The following is a 26,437-nucleotide window of genomic DNA, read 5'->3' as shown; positions in this document are numbered from 1 at the left end:
CGCCGGCCCCGAAACGGGCTGGCGCATTGCTTTTGCAGGCTCAGCTTAGCGCGCTGCAGACGCCTCAGTTCACCGCGACCGGTTGTGGCCGGGGGACGCGCCGACTGCGAAAGCGCAGGGCCGGATGATCGGCGTAGATGCAGCGCGTGATCATGTAGGATTCAACCGCCAGAGAGGTGACGAACCACAGGAAGCGGGGAATCGAATCCTGCAAGAAGGTCATCGCCGCGAGGTAGCCGACGAAGGCGCCGCAATAGGCGATCAGCCGCCGCGCCATCAGCTCGTCGCCGCAGCTTCGGGCCAGTGCCGCGCTGCGGAAGAAGTTGACCGCTCCGAAAGCAGCAAAGCCAAGGAACACCAGCAGGCCGACGATTCCCTGTTCGGTGAGAAACTCCAGATAGAGACTGTGAGTCGCCCGGCCTTCGCCGCGGAAGATCAGCCCGGCCTCAAGCGCGCCGTTCTGATAGTGCGCCTCGAAATTTCCGACACCAACGCCAAACCACGGATGTTCGTTGAACACGTTGTAGGCGACCGACCAACTGGCCAGTCGGCCCTCGGTGCTGGCGTCCTGCGCCTCGCCAGCAGCGGCGGTGCTGAAGATGCTAGAGAAACGCTCGATCAGCTCATCACTGGCAATGACCCCGGCGAGCACCACGACCAGAACCATGACAATACATGCGACAAAGAACTGTCGCCGCGTGAAACTTGTCGCCAAGACGATCAGCCCCAGCATGAGGCCGATCAGCGAGCCGCGTGATTGCGTGGCAAGCAGCCCGGCGATCATCGCCGCGACCACCAAGGCCCAAAGCACCATGGTGAGCGGATTGCGCGCGTTCAAGAATTGGAAGAGGCCCAAGGGCACGGTGAACACCACGATCGCCGCAAAGAAATTGGGGTCGAGCAGCATACCGGAGAATCGGCTCGAGCTTTCGGTGAAGCGCGAGAACCCAGAGAAACCCGACGGCGACGCGCCGAAGACGAGCTGATACACACCGAGCATACAGATGATGGCTATCGGAATGGTCGCCGACAGCGCCACCGTTTCAAAGCCGCGCTTGTGGTTCATGAAGGCCAGCGCGAGGATGGCCACCGCCGCCTCCTTGATGAAGTCCTTCGACAGATCGACGCTCACGCCCCAGCGCAGGGCGTAGGTCGCGCTGATCAGTTTCAGCGCAAAGATGATGCAAAGGAAGGTGATGGCGACCATCGGCACATAGGGCTTGTCCTTGTAGACCGCGTAGCGCGCCGCCAGCAGCACGAAGAGCCCCGGCGCGGTGATCTTGGCCAGCGAGGGCAATCCGTAGAACTCGATCAGATTGTCCGAAAGGTTCGACATGATCATCGCGATCAGCCCGGCCAGCGCCATCATCGGATAGCGGATGCCGACGGCGAAAATCAGCAGGGCGACCGGGGCAATCATCAGCAGTGTCAGCGAGCGGCTGGCCAGGACGTATGACACAGCAAGGGCCATGAGCCCCGCGCCGAGAACGCTGAACACTCCGCGCCAGTCGACGCCATTACGGGGGGAGGCAGCAGCGTGTCGCTCATGGCCGTGCTCCCTTCGTGGCTGTCGCTGCGGGGGGTGATGCGAAGATCATGCGCGCCTCCGCTTCAGGATGAACCTCTGCCCGGCGCTGAACGCCTCGGGGACGAGAATGCGCAGCGCCACGAGGTAGGTCGCACCAAAGGCGGCAGCCCCGGCGAGCAGGCGCAGCAGTTCCGATCCGCTGTGCAGTTGCAGCACGAGGAAGGCCGAGACCGTGGCGCTTCCGGCGCAGATCAGCGCCGGGCGCAGGGCGGCAAAGACCTTTCCGGCGGTGACATGCATCACCCGCTTGGTGGCAAGATAGGTGGGCACGAAGCGCACGAAGGCCAGCACAAGCTGCGCCGCTGCAACCGCGGTGATGCCGAAGGGAATAGCCGCCGCCAGCAGCAGCACAAACACCGGCAGATTGAACAGCGCCACGCGGAACATCAGGTCGGTGCGGCTCAGCGCCTTGAGCAATCCGCCGGGCACCATGTTGAGCGTGCTGACGGCGAAGGCTACGGCGATGAACTGCATCGGAGCGATCATGCCGTACCATTTGTCGGTGTAGAGGACATGCACCGTCGGCTCTGCCAGCACGGCGATGGCAGCGCCCACGCCGAACATCAGCAGCGCGCAGTAGCGCAGCGACTGGTAGTAATAGGTCGCAAGCTCTTCGGGGTGGGTCTGGATCTTTGACATCACCGGATGCAGCACCGTGCCCGCGACCGAGGTGAAGCTCTTGATCGCCAGTTCGGGGATGCGAAAGGCGATCGCGTAGATGCCCAGTGCGGCAGGACCGAGGAACTTGCCGACCAGCAGGTTGTCGAGCAGACGGGGCGTGGAATTGATCGTCTCGGCACCGATGAGATACGAGCCATAGCCCATGACATATCGCACCGTCGGCCAGTCGGGCAGGGCTGTGGGTCGCCATGGCCGCATCCAGAATAGCATCACGGTGCCGATCACCGCCCCAACCACATAGCCCAGCACCAAGGCCCAGACGCCGTATCCCATCATCGCCAAAGTGATCGAGATCAGCCCCTTGGCCAGCCCCTGCGCCACATCTGGCACCAGCTTCTTGCGCAGGCTGAGCTCTCGGAACAGCAGGCTGATGTGCACCGAGCTGACCGCGCGGATCACCAGCACAAGGCAGATGGTGCCCAGAAGAGGTTGCAACTCGGGCGAGTCGAAGAGCCCGGCGATGCCGCCGGACCCCCACCACAGTAGCAGGGCCATCAGGCCGGACGTGAAGAGCGCGCAGAAGAATACGGCATTCGCCGTTTCCTCTTGCCGATCCTTGACCGAGATCAGCGCCGCGCCGAGGCCGAACTTCGAGATGATCTCGAAATAGCCCATGATCGCGAGGCAGATCGCCATCAGGCCGAACTCGGCCGGATCGACGTAGCGTGCGATGATGATCACCGCGACAAAGTTCAGAAGCTTTGTGGAAGCGAAGGAGAGATAGGCCCAGAACAGGTTCTTGGTCGTGGCCTTGCCGGGAGAAAACGCCATGCAGGAAAGTCCTCGAAAACATGAGGAGGGGAAATGAATAATGCGGCGGCCTGAAAAATGACATCGCGGGGGCGACATGCGGCCGAAGTATAGAGAATTGAGTTAAGTCTAAGGTCTGTACCCGGCGCGGCAAAGGGCAAATGCGCATCCGCGGGGTGGTTGCACAAGTTTAGCGCGTTCGATCTAGGCTCCGGGTCACGACCCCGTGTTTTTCCGCGGCGCGGCGCGGAATTGTTGCCGCAAGCAGGGGGCGATGCTACAGTTCGGTATCAGACTAAGTGATTTCGCACTATTTCAATTTCTTTTTTTACCGATGCCTCCCGGCGTCATTGGATTGGTTTTGACCGTGAAACGCATCATTCTTGCAGTCGTCGTATTTGGCGCAGTTCTCACGCCGCTTCTCTATGCCATCAAACAGTCCCGGCCAGTGTACGAAGCCAGATCATTGGTCTCCTTCGCGCTGGGACGTGAATATGTTTACGTGCCGGACCCCAGTCTTACGGACATCAAAGCGCCGAACGCCGGCGACTTTCAGGGCTTCGTGAACGCCGAGATGCTGCTTCTGGACAACCCCAAGCTGGTGCGGGAGGCGATCGAGTCGGTCGGGCTCGAGCGGGTCTACCCGGACATGCCGAACACGGAAGCGGGGCTTGTTGGGGCGACGATCCGGTTGGACGAGAGCACGATGATCGAGCTGATCACCGGGTCCTATGTGGTGAAGGTTTCGGTCTTTCACACCAATCCCGCGGTCGCCGCGGATCTGGTCAACGCTTTGATCGTCGCCTTCTTTGATCACCGCCGAGAGATGTATACCGAGCGCGAGCTTGTCACCATCACCGCGCGTCTCGAAAAGGCGCAGCAGGAGGCCGAGGAGATCGACGCCGAACTGACCGATCTGCTGGGCGGGCCGGATGCCAGCGGGCTCGAAGTGCAATATGAAAACGCGATCAACGACGAGGTGCAGCTCAAGACCGAGCTGCGCGAGTCTAAACTCGAACTGATCACCCTGCGCCAGCGCCAAACGTCTTTCGAGAACCGTCTGGGGTTCGAGGCAGAGGCGGTCGAGGCGCAGACGCAGGTGGAAGAGGCCGAGAGCCGCATCGCCTATCTCGAGCGCGAGCTTGCGGGAACGCAGACGCAGGTGTCCGACCTGTCGCAAGTGCTGCCGCGGGCGCGGCTGCTGCAGACCCGGCAAGCCGCCCAGACCGAGCGGATCGCCGAGCTTGACCTGCGCCTGCGTGACGCGCGCGCCGTCGAAGTCTCGGGCTTTGACAACGTGCGGGTGATCGAAGAGGGCACGCCGCCGATCAACCCGGTCAACATGTCGCCGCGCACACAGTTCGCGATCGCCGTGGTGGTTGCCGCGATTGCCGCCTTCGCCGCCTATATGATCGCGATAATTCTGGGCTCCCGCCCGAAGAAGACGCGCGACGAAGACGAGCTTCAGGGGCCCAGCGTCACCGTGATGAAGCAGTCGCCCCGTGGCGATGATCGGCCGGCGCATCTGGCGCGCTGAGTCTGTCTCGCGCGCGGCTGTGGTCGCGCGCGTCCGAGCCCATTTACGGACGGAATATTCCCATGAAGGCTGCGAAGATTGATCTTCCCGCGCAGGCGACGGCTATTGAAAGCCCCGAGCCGCTGCGTCTGGGATATCTGATCGACACACTTGTCACCGGCGGCGCCGAGCGCCTTGTGCTGACCTTTGCCGAGGCGGTCCGCGCCCGCTCTGACGTGGAGCTGACCGTGTTCGTGCTAAGCGATCTGCGGACCCCGTTTTATGAAAAACTGCGGGCGCTGGGCACCGAGGTGGTGATGCTGCCGGGCCGCAATCTCGCCGACTTTGGCCGCTTCCGGCGGTTGGTTGCGGCGTTGCGGGCGCGGCGGATCGAGTATCTGCATGCGCATTTGGCTTCGTCCAGCACGCTTGGCGCGTATGCGTCGAAACTGCTGGGCATCCCGTTTGTCACGACGATCCACAACGTCAAACCCTCGGTCCGCCGTATCCGGCCCGGTCGGCGAGTGTTGCAGGGCGTGGCGATGCGCTTGCCCGGGGTGAACAAGATCGCCGTGGGTGAAGCGGTGGCCGAGGCCGCGGCGAAAGAGATCGGTCGCTCGGGGTGCCGCGTTGTGCCCAACGCCGTTGCCGACAGCGTGGTCGCGCCCTTCGGGTCGAGAGCGCGGCTGCGGCGAGAGTTGCAGCTTGGCGAGGATCAAATCGCGCTGGTCTGCGTCGGGGCGATCATCGGGCAAAAGGCGCATGAGGTTCTGCTCGATGCCTTCGCGACGGTGCATGAAGCTGCGCCCAACACGGTGCTTCTCTTGGTCGGGGATGCCCGCGATGCACCCCGTCATGCCGCGCTGCTGGCGCAGGCCGAGCAGCTTGGGCTGGAGGGGGCGCTGCGGTTCCTTGGCATGCGCAGCGACATCCCCGAGGTGCTGGCGGCCAGCGACATCTTTGTCAGCTCGTCGCATTGGGAGGGCGCGCCGGTCTCGCTTCTGGAGGCGATGGCCAACGGTCTTCCGCCGGTGGTGACCGATGTCGGAGAAAACGGGCTGGTGCTGGAAGGCACCGGCGCGATTCTGGTGCGGCCCCGCGATCCCGAGGCGCTGGCCCGCGCTATGCTCGAGATGATCGAGACGCCGCGTCTGCGCAGCGCCACCGCCGAGGCTGTGCGCGAGCGGGCGCTCGGGCGCTATGGCACTGCCACATGGGTGGAACGGCTGCTGGCGATCTATGCCGAAACCGGCCAGCGCCGCGACTGGCACCATCCGCGGGCTGACGTGCCGCCGCCGCCTCTGCAGAACCGGTGAACGCCCCGTTGAAAGGCACGCGCGCCACGCCGCGCCACCGCCAGCGGAGGCCGGACCATAAAGTCTTGACGCCTCTTCGGGGCGCTGCGTATCGTCAAAGGATAGTTATGAAAGGTGGGTCCAAGACGTTTTCACTACGGGCCCGGAATTGTTGGAATTCGTCCCAAAGCTTCAGGGGGACATTGTGTCAGTCAAATCGCCTCTCCCGGCAAAGCCGACGTCGGATTTCATCCGTCTTGTCAGGATTGGTCGATGCCGCTGAATATTTTGGAAAGGAGGTTACGTTTGAAGCGCGATCACGGCGCAGCCGAAGGATCGCGAAATGCGTCGTTTGAACGGCAAGCTGACGAGCAACCGCGGCGCGACCGCAGCTACGTCCGCATAGCGATTTTGACGGCGAGCTGTGCACTTACAGCAATTTTTTACGCTTGGCTTATTTCATTTTTCGTCGGGTTCAGCCTCGGGGCGATGGCTTGGATTGGTATTGCATTTTTTGGCGCTCTGGCCGGGTATATTCTGGCGATCATCCTCTGATCGCATCCCCCGGTAGCCCCTGCGGGCCAGCGCCCCGATCCATCTAACGCTTCTGCCGCCGTCAAGGCGGTCAGCCGGTCCGGCGACGCAGTAGGAGACTGCCGTGTCGACCCACTCTTTGCCGCTCGCGTCCGAATTGGTCTCGGACACCGCGCTTTTCCCGCCCGCCGTCTATCTGATCGGCGCACCGAAATGCGGCACCACAGCCTTGGGTCACTATCTGTCGGAACACCCTGAGGTTGCCTTTTCCAGCCCCAAAGAGCCGCATTACTTCTCGCATGACCTGAACGGGCTGTGCCTGTGCGACGATGCCGCTCAGTATCGCGCCATCTTTCCCAGCGATCCAGCGGCGCGGGTGATGATGGAAGGCTCGGTCTGGTATCTCTATTCCGAGGCGGCGATTTCCGAGATCCTCAAGGCGCGCCCGGATGCGCGGTTCATCGTCATGCTGCGAAACCCGGTGAAGATGCTGGTCTCGCTGCACCGGCAGCTGATTCACGCGCTGGACGAGAACGTCGAGGATTTCCGCACCGCGTGGCAGCTTTCGGAAGCGCGCGCGGCAGGCAAGGATATTCCGCGCGGCTGCCGTGCGCCCTCGACGCTGCTCTATCACCGCACCGCCGCCTTCGGCGAGATGATGGCGCGGCTCTTCGCGCGCGTCCCGCGGGAGCGCGTGCTGGTGCTCTTTCAGGAAGAGATGCGCGCGGACACCGCGGGCACGTACCGCCGGACCCTCGAATTTCTCGGGCTGCCGGACGACGGGCGTACCGATTTCACCCCGGTGAACGAGGCCAAGAAGGCACGCTCAAAGCTGGTGCGTTTCATGGTGTCGCGCGCCGGCCCGGCCCGCGAGGTGGTCTCGGGCCCGATCAAGCGGGCGTTGGGCGTGCAGTCGCTGGGCCTCGTGAAGAGGATGGACGCGCTTAACAACACCAAGCTCGGCAAGCTGAAGGTACCGCCGGACCTCGCCGATGAGATCGCGCGTCACTACGCCGAAGACATGCTGCAGCTGCAGGACCTGCTGGGGCGTGACCTTGCAAAACTGGGCTGGCCGATGCCGGCACGCCCATCCCCAAGAGCCGCCGCCGGGCGCTGAGCCCGCGGCACACTGTTTTTAAGACTTTTGATTTTTGCCTATTTGAAAAGGAAACATCATGTTGAAGCGCAACTACAACAGCCGTAAGCGCATCCTCGTCACGGGCGGGGCGGGTTTCCTCGGCTCTCACCTGTGCGACCGCCTGCTCGAAAGCGGTGCCGAGGTGCTTTGCGTCGACAACCTGTTCACCGGCACGAAGCGCAACATCGAGCACCTGCTGGGCAATCCCCGCTTCGAGTTCCTGCGCCATGACGTGACCATCCCGCTCTATGTCGAGGTCGACGAGATCTACAATCTCGCCTGCCCGGCCTCGCCGATCCACTATCAGCACGATCCGGTGCAGACGACCAAGACCTCGGTGCATGGGGCGATCAACATGCTGGGTCTGGCGCGGCGTCTGAAATGCCCGATCCTGCAGGCCTCGACCTCAGAGGTGTATGGCGACGCGCTGGTGAGCCCGCAGGCCGAAGGCTATTGGGGCAACGTCAATCCGATCGGCGTGCGGTCCTGTTATGACGAGGGCAAGCGCTGCGCCGAGACGCTGTTCTTCGATTACAACCGCCAGCACGGGCTGCCGATCAAGGTCGTGCGCATCTTCAACACCTATGGTCCCCGGATGCATCCGCAGGATGGCCGGGTGGTGTCGAACTTCATCCGTCAGGCGCTGTTCGACGAAGACATCACCATCTATGGCGACGGCAGCCAGACGCGCTCGTTCTGCTACATGGATGAGCTGATCGACGGGATGATGCGGATGATGGCCACGCCCGACGGGTTCACCGGACCGGTCAACCTTGGCAACCCGCAGGAATGCACGGTCAAGCAACTGGCCGAGATGATCGTCGCGCAGACCGGCTCGCGCTCGCAACTGGTGTCGCGCGAACTGCCCAGCGATGACCCGGTGCAGCGCCGCCCCGACATCACCCTTGCGCAAGAGCACCTCGGCTGGACCCCGAATGTCGAGCTTTCGCAGGGCATTGCAAAGACGATCGCCTATTTCGAGGACCTGCTGGACAAGCCCGCGCGGCAGATGCAGGCCACCTCCTGAGCGCAGCCCTCTGCGGCTGCCGAAGGGCATGACCCGGACATTGCGGTGTCCGGGTCGCAACCAGTGTTAGGATAGCCACTATGGCACCCTCGGTGCGCGTGACCGGTCTTTTGCGGCTGGCTGTATTCGTCACCGGCGCAGTGATCGCCGGTTGGGTCTTTGGCGTCGGTGAAGCGGTGTCGCAGACTGTGCCCGGCGAAGCGCAAGACGCGCCGCCGGTCGGCTTTGGCGCCGCGACGACGGGCGGGGCAGGGGGGCGGCGCGTGGCCGTCACCTCGCTGGCGGACGAAGGGCCGGGCAGCTTGCGCGCAGCCATTGAGGCTCCGGGCGGACCACGGGTGATCCACTTCGACATCGGCGGCACCATCGCGCTGAGCCGGCAGATCGAGATCGGCGCAGACATCACCGTGGACGGGCGTGGCGCGCCTTCTGCGGTCACGCTGACCGGGGGGCGCCTGCGGGTGATCGGCAGCAATGTGATCCTGCGCGGCCTGCGCGTGCGCCCTGGCGACGGGCCCGGCGATGGCGGTGAGAACCGTGACGGCATCTCCATCGGCTGGGGCAAGGCGCCGATCCGCAACGTGCTGATCGATGGCAATTCAATCAGTTGGTCGGTGGATGAGGGGCTGGCGGTCTGGGGCGACGTTTCGGATGTGACGATCTCGAACAACATCATTGCCGAAGGCCTTGATCAGTCGATTCATCCCAAGGGGCGTCACAGCATGGGCCTTCTGGTCGGAGGCGGCGCGGCGCAGCGCATCACGCTGGTCGGCAACCTTATGGCGCACAACCGGCACCGCAATCCCGCGATCAAGGACCACAGCCGCAGCATCGAGTTGATCAACAATCTCGTCTATAACTGGGGGCCGAACGGCTTGCAGGGCACCGGGTCGGAGATCAACATTCTCGGCAATGTCTATGTGCGCGGACCTGACAGCGTCGAACGCCCGCCATTCTACCTTCAGGATGGCGATCTGACCGAGCCGCATTTCTTCCTGCAGGACAACATCGGTGCGCTGCGCGAGGATGGGGAGGCCACGCTCTCGGAAAAGCCGGTCTTTGAAGGCAGCGGCACGCCGGTGCTGCCTTCGGCGCAGGTTGAAGACGCCGTGCTTGCACATGCAGGCGCACGGCTGCCCGAACGCGATGCCGTCGACCGTCGGATCATCGAGGAGGTGCGCAGCCGCAGCGGCTACATCATCGATTCGCCAGAGTGGGTGATGGGGGGGCGTAAGCCCAAGCCAGAGCCGGAGCCCGCAGAAGACCTCGAGTCCTCAGAGGCTTGCACAACTATAGGTTGTTCTGAGGCCCCTGCGCCCACCGCAGATATCGAAAATGGCGGCTGAGGAGCGGGGGATAAACTGATGCTCAGTCCGCAGGCAACTGCGGCAAAGGCGCGGCTGAATGATGGCTGTTTTCACAAACTTGGGCGCGTTGCTCCAAAAAACAGCTTTCAACTCCCACCATGAAAAGCTACTGTTTTCATAGCGATCATATGCTTTGATTTAGTTTGAATTCTTATCGCTCCGCCACATTTTTAGGAGCATGTTCCGGCCTTTTTTTGGCCACCATCCGGCGCACTGCTCGCGCATATTTTGATCACCGCGGATCACCGCGGCCCTTATTGTTCGTACTTTTGGCCGGGGGCTCGCCTCTGTTGCCGTTTTAAGTCTGCCGAGGATATTTACGATGGATTTTTCAACCAATAACGATCTCGAAAAACCGAAGAGTTTCCAACCTCTAGACGACACCACCGCCCGCCTCAAAGCTTTCACCAACTCTCACTACCGTACCGACCTGAAGTCCTCTGCCGCGCATTCCTCGGGCTTTGGCGCACAGGCGGCAGCGCTTCCGGCGCCCGGACGCAGCGCAGCCTGGCCCCGGTTCTCGGTTGGCTTCCAGCCGCGGTCGCGCCTCTTCTACCGGGCCTATAACTTCGCCATCTCCATGACCCTGTTTCTAATGGTGCTGCCGCTGTTTCTGGTCATCACCGGTCTCGTCGCGCTCACTCAGGGGCGGCCGATCTTCTACCGTGGCCCGCGCATCGGCGAGAACGGCGAGCTGTTCGACGTGCTGAAGTTCCGCACCCTCGACAGCGCCAAGGCGGCACAGCTGACCAAAGACAAGGTGCTTCCCAAAGGGTCGGGCATCGAAACGCCCATGGGCCTCTTCCTCCGCGAGACCCGGCTTGATGAAATCCCCCAGCTCCTCAATGTCATCAAGGGCGACATGAACATGTGCGGACCGCGCCCGGTGCGCCCCGAGATCGCCGCACAATATGCCTCGGAGATCCCCAACTACGAGCGCCGTTTCCGGGTCAAGCCCGGCATGATCGGCCCGGCGCAGGCCTATATGAGCCACGGCACCTCCAAGGCGATCCGCTCGCGCCTGAACAACAAGCTGTGCGGCACCGAAGTGTCTTATCTGGGCGAAATTTCTCTGGTGTTTATCGTCGGCGCCTGTGTTCTGGCGCGCACCGGTTCGCGTATCCTGTCGCGGCTGTTCGGCGGGAAGGCCGAACGGGTCGAGGCGGCGCGCGCCCGGCTCTATGACATCCGTTTTGTCTGCGACGACGGCTCTGAACGCGCGGTGTTCTGGGTCGACGAAGATCAGTTGATCCTCGAACAGGGCAGCGCTTTGAACGTGCCGCTGACCGGACGGCTGGTGATGAACCTGCCCGATGGCCAGACACGCAGCGCCACGGTCGATCTGAGCACCGTTCAGGCCACCGCGCCGAACGGACGTGTGCAGGTTGCCTATCGCGCCAAGAGCGATTTCAGCGCGCACATCCTGAGCCGCTATCTGTTCCAAGCTGTGGTCGTGCCGCATCGGTCCGAATTCCTTTCGGCCCGCTTGCGACGCGCCCTGAGCCGCAGCGCCTGAATGGCCTTGTCGGGCGCGCCGGACAGGCGGGCCCGATCCTCCCCCAAGACCCAAGAGCCAATACACGAGACTTTGTGACGTTAGAGAGTGGGGTTCGACCGGGCGGCAATTGCCGCCGCCCAGGCACGCCAAAAACCTGACAGAACAATAAGTGATTTAAAACATTTCTTTTTTCCCTCTCCTCTGAGGATCTTCCCATGCCCGAGGAAATTACATTCGGCGTCACCAACTTGAGTGGCGAGCTTAATACAAACCCCACCGCGCTGGATTTCAGCGAGACCGGCAACCCTGTGCTCTTCGTTGCCCAGCAGGATGGCACGATCTACCGCTACGAGATCGAGCGTCAGCCCGACGGATCGGATGCGGATACGACCTCTGATTTCGTGGTCACCTCTGCCATCGCGATCGATGTGATCGCCGACGACACGCAGAACTTCAACGACGACGGCACGACCAATTCCACCAGCAAGCGGCAGATGACCGGGCTGGTGGCGACCACCGATGAGGATGGCAATGACGTGCTTTACGTCACGTCCTCGGACTGGCGGATCGCGGTCGGTGAGGACAGCGGCCTCGACACCAACTCCAGTCAGATCCACCGCATCGTGCTGGATGCCGACACCGGCGAGGTACTGTCGAATGTCGCCATCGTGCGCGGACTGCCCCGCTCGGAAGAGAACCACGCGGCCAACGGTCTTGATCTGTCGGTCGATCCCGACACCGGCGACACCTATCTTTGGGTCACGATCGGCGGCAACACCAACAAGGGTGCGCCGGGCAACAACTTTGCGGGCACGGTCGATTTCGCCTACTCGGCCTCGGTCATCAAGATCAACCTGACCGACCTCGAATCCTACGACATCCGCACCGATGCCAACGGCAATCTCTTCATTCTCGATCTGCCGACGCTGGATGATCCCTCGCGCGATAACGTCGATCTCAGCACGCTGGACATCGCGAACCTCGATCTCGATCCGAATTTCACGCTCGACGACAACGGCAGCATCAACGGCGTGCTGCAGCCCGACTGGGCCGGCGGCAACAACGGCCTGAACATGGCCAAGATCAGCGATTACGTTCTGGTCAGCGACGGTGGTCAACTGACGCTGGTGGACAACCCGCTGACCGTTCATTCACCGGGGTTTCGCAACCCCTATGACGTGCTGGTGACCGAAGACGGGCAGGTCTACACATGGGACAACGGCCCGAACGGCGGCTGGGGTGGCCAGCCGCTTTCGTACTCCGACGGCGCGGTGGTCAACGACTGGACCTCGGAGTTCGGCACCAACGAGTTCTCGGAACTCAGCAGCAGCGGGTTTGGGGATCAGCTGCACTATCTGGGCGAGATCACGGATGAATACGGCCCCTATGGCGGCCATGCCAACGTCATCCGCGCCGCCGCCGAAGCGCTGTCTCTGGCGTTCAACAGCGATGGCACCTACGCGGGCGCAAGTTCCAGCGATCCGATCATCGCCAATGGTGAAGTGCTCTTTGCCAATGAGGCTGAGGCCCGTGATTTCCTGTCGCAACTGCTGATCATCTACGAGCAGCAGGGCGATGGAAACTGGGTGGACGTGACCGGCGACACCGGGCTTCCGGCGGATTTCTTCGACGTGGTCTCGGGCTACGACTGGGAGCATCCCGGCAGTTCGATCGCCGACGTTCTGGCGCATTTCGACGGCACCTCGGTCATGGACGGCACGGTCTATTCACCCGAGTCCCAAACGCTGGACGAAGATGAGGATGGCTCGCTTCTGGTGACGCCGGAATCCACCAACGGCATGGCGGAATACACCGCGACGTTCTTTGGCGGTCAGCTTGCGGGCACGATCATCGGCGCCAGCTTCGACGAGACGCTCTACTTCGTGCAGCCCGAGGATACCGACGGCGACGGCAGGGTGGATTCCGCCTCGATCGTCTATACGCTCACCGACTTCGGCTCGAACCCGCTGGCGGTGACGACGCTGGGCGATGAGGGGCTTGGCACTTTCATCGACAAGGACGGTGACGGCCTCGACGATTTCGCCGGGCTGATCGTCAGCGCGGTCTATGGCGCGAACAATATCGCGATCTTCGTGCCCGGTGGCGAGCCGCTGGATCCGAGCGATGATCTCGATCTCGATGGCGTCGACAACATTCTCGACAGCCATGTTGGCGATGCGACCGACGGCAAGGGCGTGGTTGTCGGCCCCAATAGCACCGCGAAGTGGGATTTCGAGCTCAACAACCCCTCGTCCACGCCGCTTGGGGCGGTGCCGGACGGCGACAGCATCGCAGGCGGCATCGGCATCAACGCGGTCTGGCGCAACAACGTTCTGCCCGCCACCGACAACGGCGGTGATCCGACGCAGGGCCTGTTCAATGGCGGCGTGTTCAACGTCGGCGGTGCCTCGAGCTTCGTGTCGATCGACGAGGCCTATGCCGGCAGTGCAGAGGGCACGGCGGACAGCCAGCAGAACGTGCTGGGCATCGGCTTCATGTCCTCGGGTGCAAGCGCGCTGACGATCACCACCGAGATGGTCAACATCTTCACCTATTCGCTCAACACCGATGCGCCCGCCAAGACGTGGGACGGCGGCGAGAAGGTCGGCCTGATGGTTGGGCCGGGCGATCAGGACAATTTCGCCGAAGCCACCATCGCGGTTGTCGATGACGGCGGTACGATCAAATACGGCGTGCAGCTGCTGGTCGAAGAAGACGACAGCTATGTCACCAGCTTCGTCGAGATCGCCGGGATCGAAAGCCCCGAGATCCTCGGCGTCGGCGATCCCAATTTCCAGGTGGCGATTGACCTCGACATGAGCGCGGGCACCGCGACCGCGAAGGCGCGCTACGTCAACAACGGCGTCTATACCGACTGGGTTTCGACCGCTGCTCTGGTTCTGCCCTCGGCGGTGATCGAATCCGTCCTCGGGACCTACAACAACTTCGGCAGCACCACCGGCGCGGTTGTCGGCATGGTGGCCTCGACCGACGTCGGGGACGACAGCTTTGCCGCCTCATGGGACTGGATTGAGGTGACCAATGCCTCGGACGGCGAGGTCGTGCACCGCTGGGTGGCGGGCAATGCCGATGTGGCGGCGACCGATGGCGGCATGGACTGGACCAGCGACACCTCGGTGATCGTGGCTGGCACCACGACGGTCTCGACGTTCAACATCACCGAGCTCGACACATCGGTGCCCGGCACCACGCCGGTGGGCGTCTTCACCCAGGAACGCTGGGCGCGCAACACCGGCGAGGGCATGCAATATGAGTTCGCCGTCGATCCGGGCACCTATGCCATCCGGCTCTATATGGGCGACGGCTACAGCGGCACCACGGAGATCGGCGACCGCGTGTTCGACGTCTCGATCGAGGGCGCGTTGTTCCTCGACGACTTCGATGTCGTGGCGGCCTTCGGCAATGCCGTCGGCGGCATGGTGCAATGGACCGGCACGATCGACGATGGCATCGCCGACATCGACTTTGCCCGTGTGGTCGAGAACCCGCTGATCAACGCCATCGAGATCGTCGCCATCGACAGCGTTGCAGACGGGCCGGCGATTTCGGTCGCGGATGCTTCGGTGGCCGAAGGCGACGGGTCGGTGACCGTGGCGATCTCGGCCAGCAACTACGTGCCGTCCGACAGTCAGGTGCTGGTGCAGTTCGAGGTGCGTCCGCTCACCGCCACGGCGGCCAGCGACTACAGCGTTGCGAATGCGACCTTCAATGCCAGCACAGGCGTCTACACCGGCACGCGCGAGATTGCCGGGGGTTCGGCGGATGCCAGCGTGACCATCGACATTCTCGATGACGCGCTGGGGGAGGCTGCCGAAACCTTCGAAGTGGTGATCACCGCCGTGGCCGGGGCGAATGCGACCATCGGGGAGGATACGGCGATGGTGACGATCACGGACAACGACGGTGGCGCAACAAGCGGCGGCGCGGTGACGCTTGCGATCAACGAAAACTCCAACAACGTCCAGAAATCCAACTATGACAGTGGCTCTTTCGTGCTGACCAACGTCGGCGACAAGGTTGTCACCAAGGTCGAGATCGACGTCAGCAATGCGATCCTCACCGACGCGGTGTTCGATCCCTTCGGCGTTGCGGGCGACACGATCTCGAAGGTCCTGACCATCAACTCCGCTGGCGGCACCGGAGTGGATGCGCCCAACAATGACGAGAGCGACCCGAACAACGAAACCTATGTCGGGGCCGGGGGCACCGCCGGCTACGAGGGCATCGTGCTGACCTTCGACCAATCGTCCAGCGGTGGCTTCGAAAGCGGCGAGAGTGTGACCTTCTCGGTCGATATGGATCCCAACTCGGTGGCCGGGTCCAAGAAGTCGACGCTCGACGAGGGCACCGATCCGGCGTGGGATGTCGGCGGGGTGTCGGGGGCAGAGCTTATCGGCTCCAGCTTTACTGTCACCTATGCCGATGGCACCACCAGCACCGGCTATCTGCAGGGCACCGACACGCAGGCTGGCTCCAAGGGGCTGTCGTCGCAATCCGTGCCGGGCACCACGGCCAGCATCTCGGTCAACGGTCTCAGCGAGGGCGGCGTCGGCACCTACTCTGACGATGACTTCAGCGTCATCGTCAACGGCGCGGCGGGCAGTGTCCTGCGCGTGGTGCTGATGAAGGGCATGATCCAGCCCACCACCAACGCCTTCAGCACCGGCACCAGCTCCGAGCAGGCCTATGCGCCGACCCTCGATGCGCAGCTTGCCGCGCTGGCAGCGTCGGAGTTCCCGGCCAACAACGCGGTCGAAGTGCAGACGGTGGATGTGACCCTCACCGGCGGCGCGCAGGACATCACGGCGCTGTTCGATCTGTCGGGGGTCGCGGCCTATGATTTCACCGGCGAAGATCAACTGCCGCTCGGCATCGTCGCCTCGGTGATCGATCCGGGCAACGACGACCTGCCGCTCGGGCCGACGAGTGACGCGATCTACCTCACCTACGATGCAGACAGCAGTTCCGGCGGCGGCAGCACGCCGACCGGCGATCCGTTCCGCATCGAGGCCGAGGATATGACGCTCGTGCAGGGCTTCGTGGCCAAGAGCAACTCCCATGCTTCGGGGGGCAGCTTCATCCAAGCCACCAGCTCCGGCACCCAGATCGCCAGCTACACCTTTGATCAAAGCGCGGGCAGCTTCGACATCACGCTGGGGTATTTCGACGAGTCCGACGGCCAGTCGGTGCTGAACGTGATCCTTAACGGCACGGTGATCGACAGCTTCGTCTGGGACGCGGATGCCGGCGATGCGACGGTGAACCAAAGCTCCTTCGCCGAGCACACGATCTCTGGCATCGCGCTGGACGCGGGGGACGTGCTGCAACTGTCGGGCACGTCGAACGGCGGCGAGCCGCTGCGCATCGACTATGCGGAGTTCACCCCGGTCGAGGGGAGTGGTTCGGGCGGCGGTGACACCGGTGGTGGAGATACTGGCGGCGGTGATACGGGTGGCGGAGATACCGGAGGCGGTGGCGCCGCGACGGGCGATCCGTTCCGCGTCGAGGCCGAGGATATGACGCTCGTGCAGGGCTTCGTGGCCAAGAGCAACTCCCATGCCTCGGGCGGCAGCTTCATCCAAGCCACCAGCTCTGGCACGCAGATCGCCAGCTACACCTTTGATCAGAGCGCGGGCAGCTTCGACATCACGCTTGGGTATTTCGACGAGTCCGACGGCCAGTCGGTGCTCGATGTGATCCTCAACGGCACGGTGATCGACAGCTTCGTCTGGGATGCCGATGCCGGTGATGCAACGGTCAATCAGACGTCCTTTGCCGAGCACACGATCTCTGGCATCGCGCTGGACGCGGGCGATGTGCTGCAACTGTCGGGCACGTCGAACGGTGGCGAGCCGCTGCGGATCGACTTCATCGACTTCACGCCGCTTGATGGGGGATCGTCTTCGTCCGGGGGCGGCTCGACCACCACACCGCCCAGCGATCCGGTGCGTGTCGAGGCCGAGACCTTCTCGCTCGACGCAGGCTTTGTGATCAAGAGCAACAGCCACGCGTCGGGCGGCCAGATGATCCAGGCCAGTTCCTCGACCACGCAAAGCGCCAGCTTCGTGTTCGACGATGCCACCGGCAGCTACGATCTGACGCTCGGCCATTTCGACGAGTTCGACGGGCAGTCGAGCTTGGACATTCTCGTGAACGGGGTGCTGGTCGACAGCTTCATCTGGAATGCGGATGCCGGCGACGCGACGGTGAACAAGACGTCCTTCGCCGAACATCTGACCAGCAGCGTCGAACTGGAAGCGGGCGACGTGATCACCTTCAACGGCATCTCGGACGGCGCTGAGCCGCTCCGCATCGATTATCTGGAATACGCATATGTGGACGAGGTCATTGGTTGATATGAAGGATTTTAGCTCGGCCCGCCCCGGAAGTTTGCGGGGGTTGATGGTCATTCGTGGCAGCTTTTCGCACATCAACGCGCAGCTCGAACAAGCGCTGCGCCGGGTCCGGCCGGACATCGAGCTTGAGGTGTTCGACGCGGTCAAGGAGTTCAAGGAGGACATGCTCGGCCAGCTGCGCTGCCTTGTGGGTGTGCAGCGCGAATACGGTCTGTCGAGTTGGAGCTCGAAGGACATGCTGCGCTACCGGCTGTCGCGCTCGCAGACCTATTACAAGGCGGTCAACGACATGATCCGCGACCGGTTCCACCCGATGGAATTCGACTTCACCCTGCAGACCCAGTCGCTGTTCAACGCGGCGCTGCCGGGCATTCCCAACTTCGTCTATACCGATCATGTGGCGCGGGCAGGAATGTCCGCGCTGCAAGGCCAGTTCGGCGCCCCAAGCGGTGGCTGGTTCGACTGCGAGCGGCAGATCTACACGCAGGCCGAGCATGTCTTCACCTTCGGGCCAAAGATCCGCCGCCTGCTGATCGAACACTACGGGATCGCGCCGGAACAGGCGTCGGCCATTGGCGCGGGCGCTTCGGTTCTGCCCAAGCGTCCGGTCGAGCTGACCACCGAGCGTTTCGCCAAGCGCCGCATCCTGTTTGTCGGCGTCGACTGGGAGCGCAAGGGCGGCCCGGAACTGGTCGAGGCGTACAAGTTGCTGCGCAAGCGCCTGCCCGACGCCACGCTGACCATCATCGGCTGTCGCCCCGAGGTGGCTGGCGACGGCATCGAGGTGCTCGGCCGCCTGCCGCTCGAAGAGGTCTCCGAGCATTTCCACGACGCCTCGTGCTTTTGCATGCCGTCGCGGCTCGAACCTTTTGGCGTGGTGTTCGTCGAAGCGATGCAATTCGGCCTGCCGGTGGTCTCTACCGACGTCGGCGACATCGGCTCGATCGTGGTCGAGGGCGAGACCGGCCATGTGGTGCCCAGCGGGGACGCGCAGGCGCTGTCAGAGGCGCTCTTCCAGACGCTCGCCATCCCCGAACGCTGCCAGCGCCTCGGCACGGCGGCGAAGGACCGGGCGACCCAGTTCACATGGGACGCCGTGGCCAGCCGCATCGCCGCGCATTTCCCCGGCGAGCCCTCGTTCCCGCGTGCAGAGTTGGAGGTGACATGGTGAATAAGCGTATCCTTTACGTGATCGACAGCCTGAAGATCGGCGGCGCCGAGATGCTGCTGCTGGGCCTGCTCGATGCGGTCCGGGCGCGGGGCGGCGAGGTGCATGTGGCCTATTTCAGCCAAGGTCCGCTCGAGGCGCGGGTGGCCGAGCGCGGTGTCGGGATGACCCGGCTGAGCCAGAAAGGTCTGCGCGATCCGCGCGCGCTGGCGCGCTGCATGCAGTTGATCCGCGAGTGGCAGCCGGACATCGTGCACACCCATCTGATCAAGAGCGATCTCATTGGGCAGATGGCCGCGCGGCTTTCGGGGGTGCCGCGGATCATCACCCTGCACAACACCGACCCGTGGCGCGAGAAGAAGGCAAAGAGCCTTGCCTACCGCACGGTCACCGCCGGGGCCGATGCCTGTATCGGCGTGTCCGAGCGCGTATCGGAACATGTGGCGCGCACCGGCGGTTTCCGCGCCGACCGTATCCAGACCATCGCCAACGGCATCGACCTCGATCACTTCGATCCCGCGCAGGTGCAGCCGCTCGATCTGTCGCCCTATGGCGTGCAGACCGGCTCCCCGGTGATCGCAGTGGTCGGCAGCCTGACGCCGCAGAAGGATCACGAGAATTTCCTGCGCAGCGCCGCCATCCTCGCGCAGCGTCTGCCCGAGGCGGTGTTCCTCGTCGTGGGCGAGGGGCCGCTTGCCACGCAGATCGAGGCGCAGGCGCGCAGCCTTGGCTTGGGGCCAGAGCGGCTGATCCTGACCGGCGCAATCACCCAGATGCGCGAGCTGCTTGCGGCGCTTGACGTGCTGGTGATCTCATCCGCTTGGGAGGGTCTGCCGATGATCCTGCTCGAAGGCATGGCCATGCAATGCGCCATCGCCTCTACGGCGGTTGGCGGCATTCCCGACGTGCTGCAGGATGGCAGCAGCGGGCGGCTTGTGCCGCCGCAGGACCCCGCGGCGCTGGCCGCGGCGGTGGAGGGGCTCTTGTCCGACCGCTCCGCCACAGAGGCGCTTGGCTCCGCCGCCCGCGGGACCGTGGCCGACCGCTTCAGCGCCGACGTTATGCGCGAGCGCATCTTCGCCCTTTACGACAGCAACCACCGGCCGCGTCGCAGCGCGCGCCGCCAGCCGGGGGCGCCCCGTCTGGACAGTTCCAACTGAGGAGTAGCGAGAATGGCATTTTTCCTTCGCCACCTGACCGCCGGCCTGACGTCGGCCCTTATTCTGGCAGCAGCCCTGATCTCTGCTGGCAGCCCCGCCGCGGCAGAGGCCGAAGACTACAAGGTTGATGTCGGCGACCGGCTGACCATCTCGGTCTATGGCAAGCCAGAGCTTTCGGGCACGTTTCAGGTGCGCGCCGACGGCAATGTCGCGCTGCATCTGCTTGGGCCGGTTACCGTGGCCGGGCTGACCATGCGCGAGATCGAAGAGCGGATCGAGACCGAGGCGCGCGAGCGTTTCTCGAGCCGCGAGTTGGTGCTGGTGGACATGCAGGAATATCGCGATGTCTTCGTGCTGGGGGCCGTGGATACGCCGGGCGCTTATGAATACCGCCCGGGCCTGACGGTGATGAAGGCGGTTGCCATGGCGGGCGGCTTCGAGCGTCTGCAGGAAGAGATGTCGAGCGACCGCGAGATCCAGAACGCCCGCAACACCGTGGCCGAGGCGAAGAGCCGTCTCAACTTTGCCCAGAGCGAGCGGGACGCGCTGGCGCGCGAACTGGCGCGGCTTGACGGCGGCGACGCGCCCGCAGGCGTGGGCGAGGGCAGCACGCTCGATCAGGAGCAAGAGCATCTGGTGGGGCTGCGCCGCTCGCTGCTGGAGGACCTCAAGCAAGGTGCCACGCTGAAAAGCTCGCTCGCTGATGAAGAGGCGGGGATGCTGGACCAGCGCCGCGCGTTGATCCTCGAACGGCTCGAAGCCACGCAGGAGCAGCTTGAGGGCATGCAAGAGCTGGAATCCCGTGGCCTTGCGCGCAAAGAGCAGACGCTGGGCCTGAAGATCGACCTCAGCGAGTATAACGCCGACCTGCTGGAGATCGCCGCCTTCGTCTCGCGCGCCAAGCAGACCCGCGCCAATGCCGAGAGCGACATTCAGGAGGCGCAGACCGAATACCGGCTGAAGCTGCTTCAGGACAAGCTGGAGGCCGATCAGCGCGTGGCTCTGGAGCAGACCGATCTGGAGATGGCACTGGATTACCTGCGCCGCGCCAGCCCGGCGGCCGCCGCCGATCTCGGCACCGCGGTCGAGACGGTCTACGAGGTCTTCCGCGGTGGCTCCGACACCGCCGAGCGAGTCAGCCCGACCGCCACGCTGGCGCCCGAAGACGTGCTGATGATCAGCTTCGAGCCGGTGCTCAACAACGGCTGACGCGGGCTAGGGAATGGCCGGACCGGCGTGGCTCAGGCCGCGCCGGTTTGCTGCTCCGCTTCCGCCTCGGCGACAGCCAGTTCGGCCATCTTCATCACCGCCTCACGGCTGCTCGCCACGGCGATGAAACGCCCGTTGTGGCAGAATTTGGCACCCGGCACGCCGCTGGCCTCTTCCAGCGCCGCGTCGGTCAGCCCGGCCCATGCGGCGGGTAGATCGGCGCGCTGTTCGAAACCGTCGGAATTCTTTCGAATGCCGCCGAGCGTCCAGTCCTCGCCGCGCGGGGTGACGACGAAGAGCAGGTGATCGGCCCCGGCCGCGTCCACCGCCGACCGGAACGGCATGCCCTGCGGCAGCTCCAGCACGCGGCTTTCGCCCGCCGCCTCGATGGCGGCCATCACCTGCGCCTCGGCGCGGCGCTTGGCGGCCTTGCGGCGGATCTGCGCCTCGACAAGCGCGCGGGCGATCTGCAGCGCATCGGCAAAGGCCATGTCATCGGCTTCGGGCGCGGTGTTGTCGAACACCGGCTTGAGGCTTTCCAGCAGCACCGGCAGCGTCAGCCCGGTCAGCATCGGCCCGGCCTCGGAGGGGCTGAGCGCGCCATTGTCCATCAGGTCGACGGGCAGCACGAAACCGCGGTCAAAGCTGCCGTGGATGCTGTCGATCTGCTCTTCGGGCACGTCCAGCGCGCGCAGGTAGTCGGCGCCGAAGTGCTTCCAGATCAGGCCGAACGAGCTGTAGGGCTGCTCGTCTTCGCGCAGGGGCGCGTCTTTCTGGTGGTGGTCGAAGATGCGCTGCTCGGCGTCATAGTCGCGGCCGACGTCATAGATCACCTTGCCCTCGCCGGGGGTGATCCACGCGGCATCGCGGGTGCGGACGATCTCGGCCTGCGGGTGCAGCCGGGTCAGAATGACCGAAGACAGCAGCTCGTCGGCGTGGAAACCGCCGGAATGGGTGACAAGGTGAGTGATCTGCATCGTCGGGCCTCTGGGTTGTGTGCCGCCCCCATAACGCGGGCGGGCCGCGCTGCCAAGGCGGCGCGCCGAGAGATCAGCCCGCCGCCAGCTTCACCCGGATCGCCTGCGCCAGCACCGCCGCCGTCTCCTGCGCGAAGCCATGCGCCTCGGCGCGCACGTCCTCTGCCTCGGCCAGCGTCCTTGCGTGTCCTTGCCAAGCCTCGCAGCGCAGCGCCAGATCGGCATCTTCGCCACCAAGCCGCATCAGCAGCGCCGCGAATTGCTCGATCGCCGCGCCGCCGTCCAGCTTCAGCCCGCGCGTGGCCAGCGTCAGCGCGTGGATGCCCGTGGCGCCCTCGTAGATCGAGGTGATCCGCGCGTCACGCCAGACCTGCGCCACGCCATATTCCTCGAGATAGCCATAGCCGCCAAGGATCTGGATCCCCAGATCGGCAGAGCGGATGCCCGCCTCGGTGCCGTAGATCTTGCACAGCGGGGTGAGGAATTCGATCAGCGCGGGGGCCTCGCGCTTTTCCAGTTCTGCCAGCGCGATATGGCACATGGCGCGGGCAGTGCGGGCCAGATCAAGTTGCTCGGACAGCATGCGCGCCACGTCGGGATGATCGCAGAGCAGGGCAGGGCTGCCATCGGGCAGGCGCCCCTGTTTGCGCTCGGCGGCATAGGCGGCGGCGATGGCATGGGCGCGGGTGGCATGGGCAACGCCCTGCAGCGCCACGTCGAGCCGCGCGTGGTTCATCATGGTGAACATCGCCGCCAGCCCGCGCCCTTCGGCACCGATCAGCTCGGCCTTGGCGCCGTCGAACTCCATCTGGCAGGTGGGCGAGGCGTGCAGGCCCAGCTTTTCCTCGATGCGGGTGACGGTGATGGCGTTGCGCAGGCCGCCGGTTTCGGAGGGGCAGAGGAACAGCGACAGCCCCTTCACCCCGTCCTCGGGCGCGCCGCTGCGCGCCAGAACCAGATGCAGGATGCCCTGCGACATGTCCTGATCGCCGCCGGAGATAAAGATTTTCTGCCCTTCGATCCGCCAGCCCTCGTCATCCCGCACCGCCTTGCAGCGTATGCGCGACAGGTCCGATCCGGCCCCTGCCTCGGTCAGGCACATGGTCGAGAGCCACTCTCCCGAGGTGAGCCGCGGGATATAGCCCGCCTGCTGCGCGGGCGTGCCATGCGCCAGCAGGGTCGAGATCGCGCCGGGCACCAGCCCCGTCACCATCTGCAGCGAATGGTTGGCGCCCGAGAAGATCTCGGACACCGCGGCGGCGGTCAGATGGTCGAGCGCCTGCCCGCCGAACTCTTCGGGCGCGGTGAGCCCCTGCCAGCCGCTTTCCGCCAGCTCCGCATAGGCGGCGCCGAAGCCCTCGGGCATCCGCACGCGGCCATTCTCCAGCGCGCAGCCCTGCCGGTCGCCCGGTTCGTTGAGTGGTGCCAGAACGCCCTCGGCGAAGGCGGCGAAATGCTGGGTGATCTCCTGCGACAACTCGGCATCCCAGCCGGGGGCGTCCCCGGCAAAGCGGCGCAGACTGTCGAAGATCTCGTCGGTGGGGGCTTGGAAGGGGATCATTCGGGCCTCACTCGCAGCTGAAACTGTCGGCGGATTTGACGTCACCACCCTGATAGCGCGCCACCTGCGGCGCCGGGCAGAGTGGGCGGCTGGCGTTTTGCAGCGCATCCGGCAGTTCGGCGTTGTCGGCCCGCGCGCTGGCGGTCACCGCGCCGGGCGCCTCGCCATCCTCGACCCAGGCCACCAGCGGCGTCAGAAGATCGAAGGCATCGGTGGCCGGCCCGCCCGCGCAATGGTTCATGCCGGGCACCGGGTAGAAGCGGGCGAAAGCCTCGGCGTCATCGCCGTTGTTGGCATCCAACGCGGCATACCAGCGGGCGGTGTCATTGACCGAGAAGACCGGGTCCGCAACGCCATGGGTCACGATGATCTTGCCGCCCGCATCGCGGAAGGCCGCCAGTTCGGGATCGTCCGCACCCGGCGGGCTCATCACCTCCATCGCGGATTCGGGGAAGGCCTCGGAGGTGGCGTCGATCGCGCCCGCCTGCGCGGCAATGTCGAACTGCATCAGGAAATCGGCCAGCGCCTGCGGGGCGCCCTCGACCTCGGTGGGCGGCACGGTGAAGACCTGCGCCAGCGAGGCCGCGCCCATCACCGCGATGATCGGCATCTGCTCCCATGGCGGCACGGTGCTTTCGACCTTCCAGAAGCGCCAGTTGCCGCCTTCGATGCCCGCATCCCAGCTCCAGTCGGAGTAAAGCTGCTCGCCGCTCGCCCCCTTCGGCCCGGCGTGGATGGTCTGCAGAGCAGTCACCTGCGCCTCCGACAGACAGCCGGAGTTCTGCCCCTCGGTGCATTGCAGCGCGGTCACGTCAAAGGCGGACTGGCAGGCGGCGGTGTCCATCACCAGACCATCCTCGAGCCCGTCGAGGGCATCGCAACTGGCGCGGATGCCCTGAGCGACCAGAGCAAGATCGTCCTTCGAGAAGGCGCTGCGCAGATCGCCGGTGATCGGGGTCATGGCCTGCACGTCCAGCGCGTGCTGGACCGCGGCGCGGGGCAGGTTGAACCCCGGCGCGGCGACCAGCAGCCCGTCAAAGGCCTCGGGCATACGCGCGGCGGCGACCATCGCGTGCCGCCCACCGTTCGAACAGCCGATGCCATAGGCGTGGGTCACCGGCGTTTCATAGTAGGCCTCGACCATCTGCCGGGCCAGCGGCTGGAGGATCTCCACCGCCTTGTAGCCGTACATCTGCCGCGCCTCGAAATCAGAGCCGAAGGCCGCGCCGCCCGCCAGTCCCATATCGGGGTTGGCCTTGCCGTCGTGGCCCGCATCGCTGGAGACCACCGCAAAGCCCTGCGCCAGCGGAGAGGTCTCGCCGGTGCCGGACTTGAGCGCGCCGGTGGCGGGCTTCACCTCGCCATCGTTGCCGCCGTTGAACTGATGCACGAAATCGCCGTTCCACTCGTCGGGCAAGGCGAGCTCGAAGGTCAGCGCATAGTCCTTGCCGTCGCTGCCCACGCGCTCGGCGGTGCGGGCGCGGATGCGGCATTGCGCGGCGGGGCTGTCCTCGCCTGCGGCGACGGCGGCGACCTCGGTAAAGGTGACCCCCGTAAGGCCGAGCGCCTCGGGCGTCAGCCCCTCGCAGTCGAGGGCGAGGGAAGGGGCGGCGATGCAGATGAGGGCCGTGCTGGCCAGAAGCGATTTCATGAGTGTCCTCCCGTGTCATTGATGCCCGCGCGCCTCCTCCGCGCGCGGGCGGGTCGTTCAGGCGGCGATGCCCAGCAGGCGCATGGCGTTTTCCTTGAGGATCAGCGGGCGCACCTCGTCCTTGAACTCGGCCTTGTCGAAGGCGTCGAGCCATTTTTCGGGTGCGATCATCGGCCAGTCGGATCCGAAGAGCATCTTCTTCTTCAGGATCGAATTGGCGTATTGCACGAGGATCTTGGGGAAATACTTCGGCGACCAGCCCGAGAGGTCGATGTAGACGTTGGGCTTGTGCTGCGCGACCGAGAGCGCCTCTTCCTGCCAAGGAAAGGAGGGATGCGCGAGGATGATCGGCATGTCCGGAAAATCCACCGCCAGATCATCCATATACATCGGGTTCGAGTACTTCAGCCGCATGCCGTTGCCGCCGCGCATGCCCGAGCCGACGCCGGTCTGCCCGGTGTGAAAAAGCGCCGGAACCCCGGCCTCGGCAATCGCCTCATAAAGCGGATAGGCCATGCGGTCGTTGGGGTAAAAGCCCTGCATCGTGGGGTGAAACTTGAAGCCCTTGATGCCGTGGTTCTCCACCAGATCGCGGGCCTCGCGCGCGCCCAGCTTGCCCTTCGCCGGGTCGATCGAGGCGAAGGGGATGAGGATGTCGCTATTCTTGGCGCAGGCGTCGGCGACCTCGTAGTTGTCATAGCGGCGGTAGCCGGTCTCGCGCTCGCTATCGACGGGGAAGATCACCGCCGCGATGTTCATCTCGCGATAATGCGCGGCGGTCTCGTCGATGGTCGGCGGATGCGCCCAGGGCGCGCCGAAGTATTTGGCCATGGTCGACTGCAGCTCGTCATAGCCATCATCGGTGTGGCAGCCGCAGGCTTCCTCGGCGTGGGTGTGGAAATCGATCGCGCGGATCTTTGCGAAGTCGATCATGGGGATG

17 protein-coding genes are annotated in these 26,437 nt (G+C 64.4%); 11 read left to right on the top strand and 6 right to left on the bottom strand.

Annotated elements, in window-relative coordinates:
• Positions 1-64: 64 nt before the first annotated feature.
• A complete protein-coding gene (locus ACXAD2_RS09015) occupies positions 65-1,459 on the bottom strand; it encodes an O-antigen ligase family protein (RefSeq protein ID WP_475169187.1) in 1,395 nt (464 codons plus the stop codon).
• A gap of 135 nt (positions 1,460-1,594) precedes the next feature.
• A complete protein-coding gene (locus ACXAD2_RS09010) occupies positions 1,595-3,040 on the bottom strand; it encodes a lipopolysaccharide biosynthesis protein (RefSeq protein WP_066104417.1) in 1,446 nt (481 codons plus the stop codon).
• 427 nt (positions 3,041-3,467) lie between these two features.
• On the opposite strand from ACXAD2_RS09010, the gene ACXAD2_RS09005 reads away from it, so the two are divergent.
• From ACXAD2_RS09005 to ACXAD2_RS08955, 11 genes are all read left to right on the top strand, one after another.
• Positions 3,468-4,556: a GumC domain-containing protein gene (locus tag ACXAD2_RS09005; protein ID WP_475169183.1), complete on the top strand. Its 1,089-nt coding sequence runs from the start codon at positions 3,468-3,470 to the stop codon at positions 4,554-4,556.
• 62 nt (positions 4,557-4,618) lie between these two features.
• Positions 4,619-5,851 (top strand): glycosyltransferase, encoded by a 1,233-nt coding sequence (locus tag ACXAD2_RS09000; RefSeq protein WP_475169182.1) that lies wholly within the window; start codon positions 4,619-4,621, stop codon positions 5,849-5,851.
• A 252-nt stretch (positions 5,852-6,103) separates the two neighbouring features.
• Complete coding sequence (locus ACXAD2_RS08995) at positions 6,104-6,385, top strand: hypothetical protein (RefSeq protein ID WP_475169180.1); 282 nt, start codon at positions 6,104-6,106, stop codon at positions 6,383-6,385.
• Positions 6,386-6,488: 103 nt separating this feature from the next.
• Complete coding sequence (locus tag ACXAD2_RS08990; protein WP_475169178.1) at positions 6,489-7,481, top strand: sulfotransferase family protein; 993 nt, start codon at positions 6,489-6,491, stop codon at positions 7,479-7,481.
• Positions 7,482-7,539: 58 nt separating this feature from the next.
• Positions 7,540-8,529 carry a UDP-glucuronic acid decarboxylase family protein gene (locus ACXAD2_RS08985; protein ID WP_475169175.1) on the top strand — a complete coding sequence of 330 codons (990 nt, stop codon included), beginning with the start codon at positions 7,540-7,542 and terminating at the stop codon, positions 8,527-8,529.
• Positions 8,530-8,609: 80 nt separating this feature from the next.
• Positions 8,610-9,875: a pectate lyase family protein gene (locus tag ACXAD2_RS08980; RefSeq protein ID WP_475169173.1), complete on the top strand. Its 1,266-nt coding sequence runs from the start codon at positions 8,610-8,612 to the stop codon at positions 9,873-9,875.
• Positions 9,876-10,218: 343 nt separating this feature from the next.
• The gene (locus tag ACXAD2_RS08975; RefSeq protein ID WP_475169171.1) at positions 10,219-11,412 is read left to right on the top strand and encodes a sugar transferase; all 1,194 of its coding nucleotides are present in this window, start codon (positions 10,219-10,221) and stop codon (positions 11,410-11,412) included.
• Between the two features lie 197 nt (positions 11,413-11,609).
• Positions 11,610-17,771, top strand: a complete 6,162-nt coding sequence (locus tag ACXAD2_RS08970) for a malectin domain-containing carbohydrate-binding protein (RefSeq protein ID WP_475169169.1) — start codon at positions 11,610-11,612, stop codon at positions 17,769-17,771.
• A gap of 46 nt (positions 17,772-17,817) precedes the next feature.
• Positions 17,818-18,942, top strand: coding sequence for a glycosyltransferase family 4 protein (locus ACXAD2_RS08965; protein ID WP_475169167.1), 1,125 nt, complete (start codon positions 17,818-17,820; stop codon positions 18,940-18,942).
• Positions 18,936-20,099, top strand: a complete 1,164-nt coding sequence (locus tag ACXAD2_RS08960) for a glycosyltransferase (protein WP_475169165.1) — start codon at positions 18,936-18,938, stop codon at positions 20,097-20,099. The genes ACXAD2_RS08965 and ACXAD2_RS08960 overlap by 7 nt, the downstream gene beginning before the upstream one ends.
• 12 nt (positions 20,100-20,111) lie before the next feature.
• Positions 20,112-21,308: a polysaccharide biosynthesis/export family protein gene (locus ACXAD2_RS08955; protein ID WP_475169164.1), complete on the top strand. Its 1,197-nt coding sequence runs from the start codon at positions 20,112-20,114 to the stop codon at positions 21,306-21,308.
• Positions 21,309-21,340: 32 nt separating this feature from the next.
• Here the strand turns inward: ACXAD2_RS08955 and ACXAD2_RS08950 are convergent, their stop codons facing one another.
• From ACXAD2_RS08950 to ACXAD2_RS08935, 4 genes are all read right to left on the bottom strand, one after another.
• Positions 21,341-22,285 carry an MYG1 family protein gene (locus tag ACXAD2_RS08950; protein WP_475169162.1) on the bottom strand — a complete coding sequence of 315 codons (945 nt, stop codon included), beginning with the start codon at positions 22,283-22,285 and terminating at the stop codon, positions 21,341-21,343.
• Between the two features lie 73 nt (positions 22,286-22,358).
• Positions 22,359-23,846: an acyl-CoA dehydrogenase family protein gene (locus ACXAD2_RS08945; protein WP_475169160.1), complete on the bottom strand. Its 1,488-nt coding sequence runs from the start codon at positions 23,844-23,846 to the stop codon at positions 22,359-22,361.
• A gap of 7 nt (positions 23,847-23,853) precedes the next feature.
• Entirely contained in the window at positions 23,854-25,497 is a 1,644-nt protein-coding gene (locus tag ACXAD2_RS08940; RefSeq protein ID WP_475169158.1) for a tannase/feruloyl esterase family alpha/beta hydrolase, read from the bottom strand.
• 57 nt (positions 25,498-25,554) lie between these two features.
• Positions 25,555-26,430, bottom strand: coding sequence for an amidohydrolase family protein (locus ACXAD2_RS08935; protein ID WP_475169157.1), 876 nt, complete (start codon positions 26,428-26,430; stop codon positions 25,555-25,557).
• Between the last annotated feature and the right edge of the window lie 7 nt (positions 26,431-26,437).

The organism is Salipiger sp. ABN3_019 (assembly GCF_056158605.1).
Note: the sequence above shows the minus strand (reverse complement) of the source record. Positions and strands in the feature narration are given on the sequence as shown.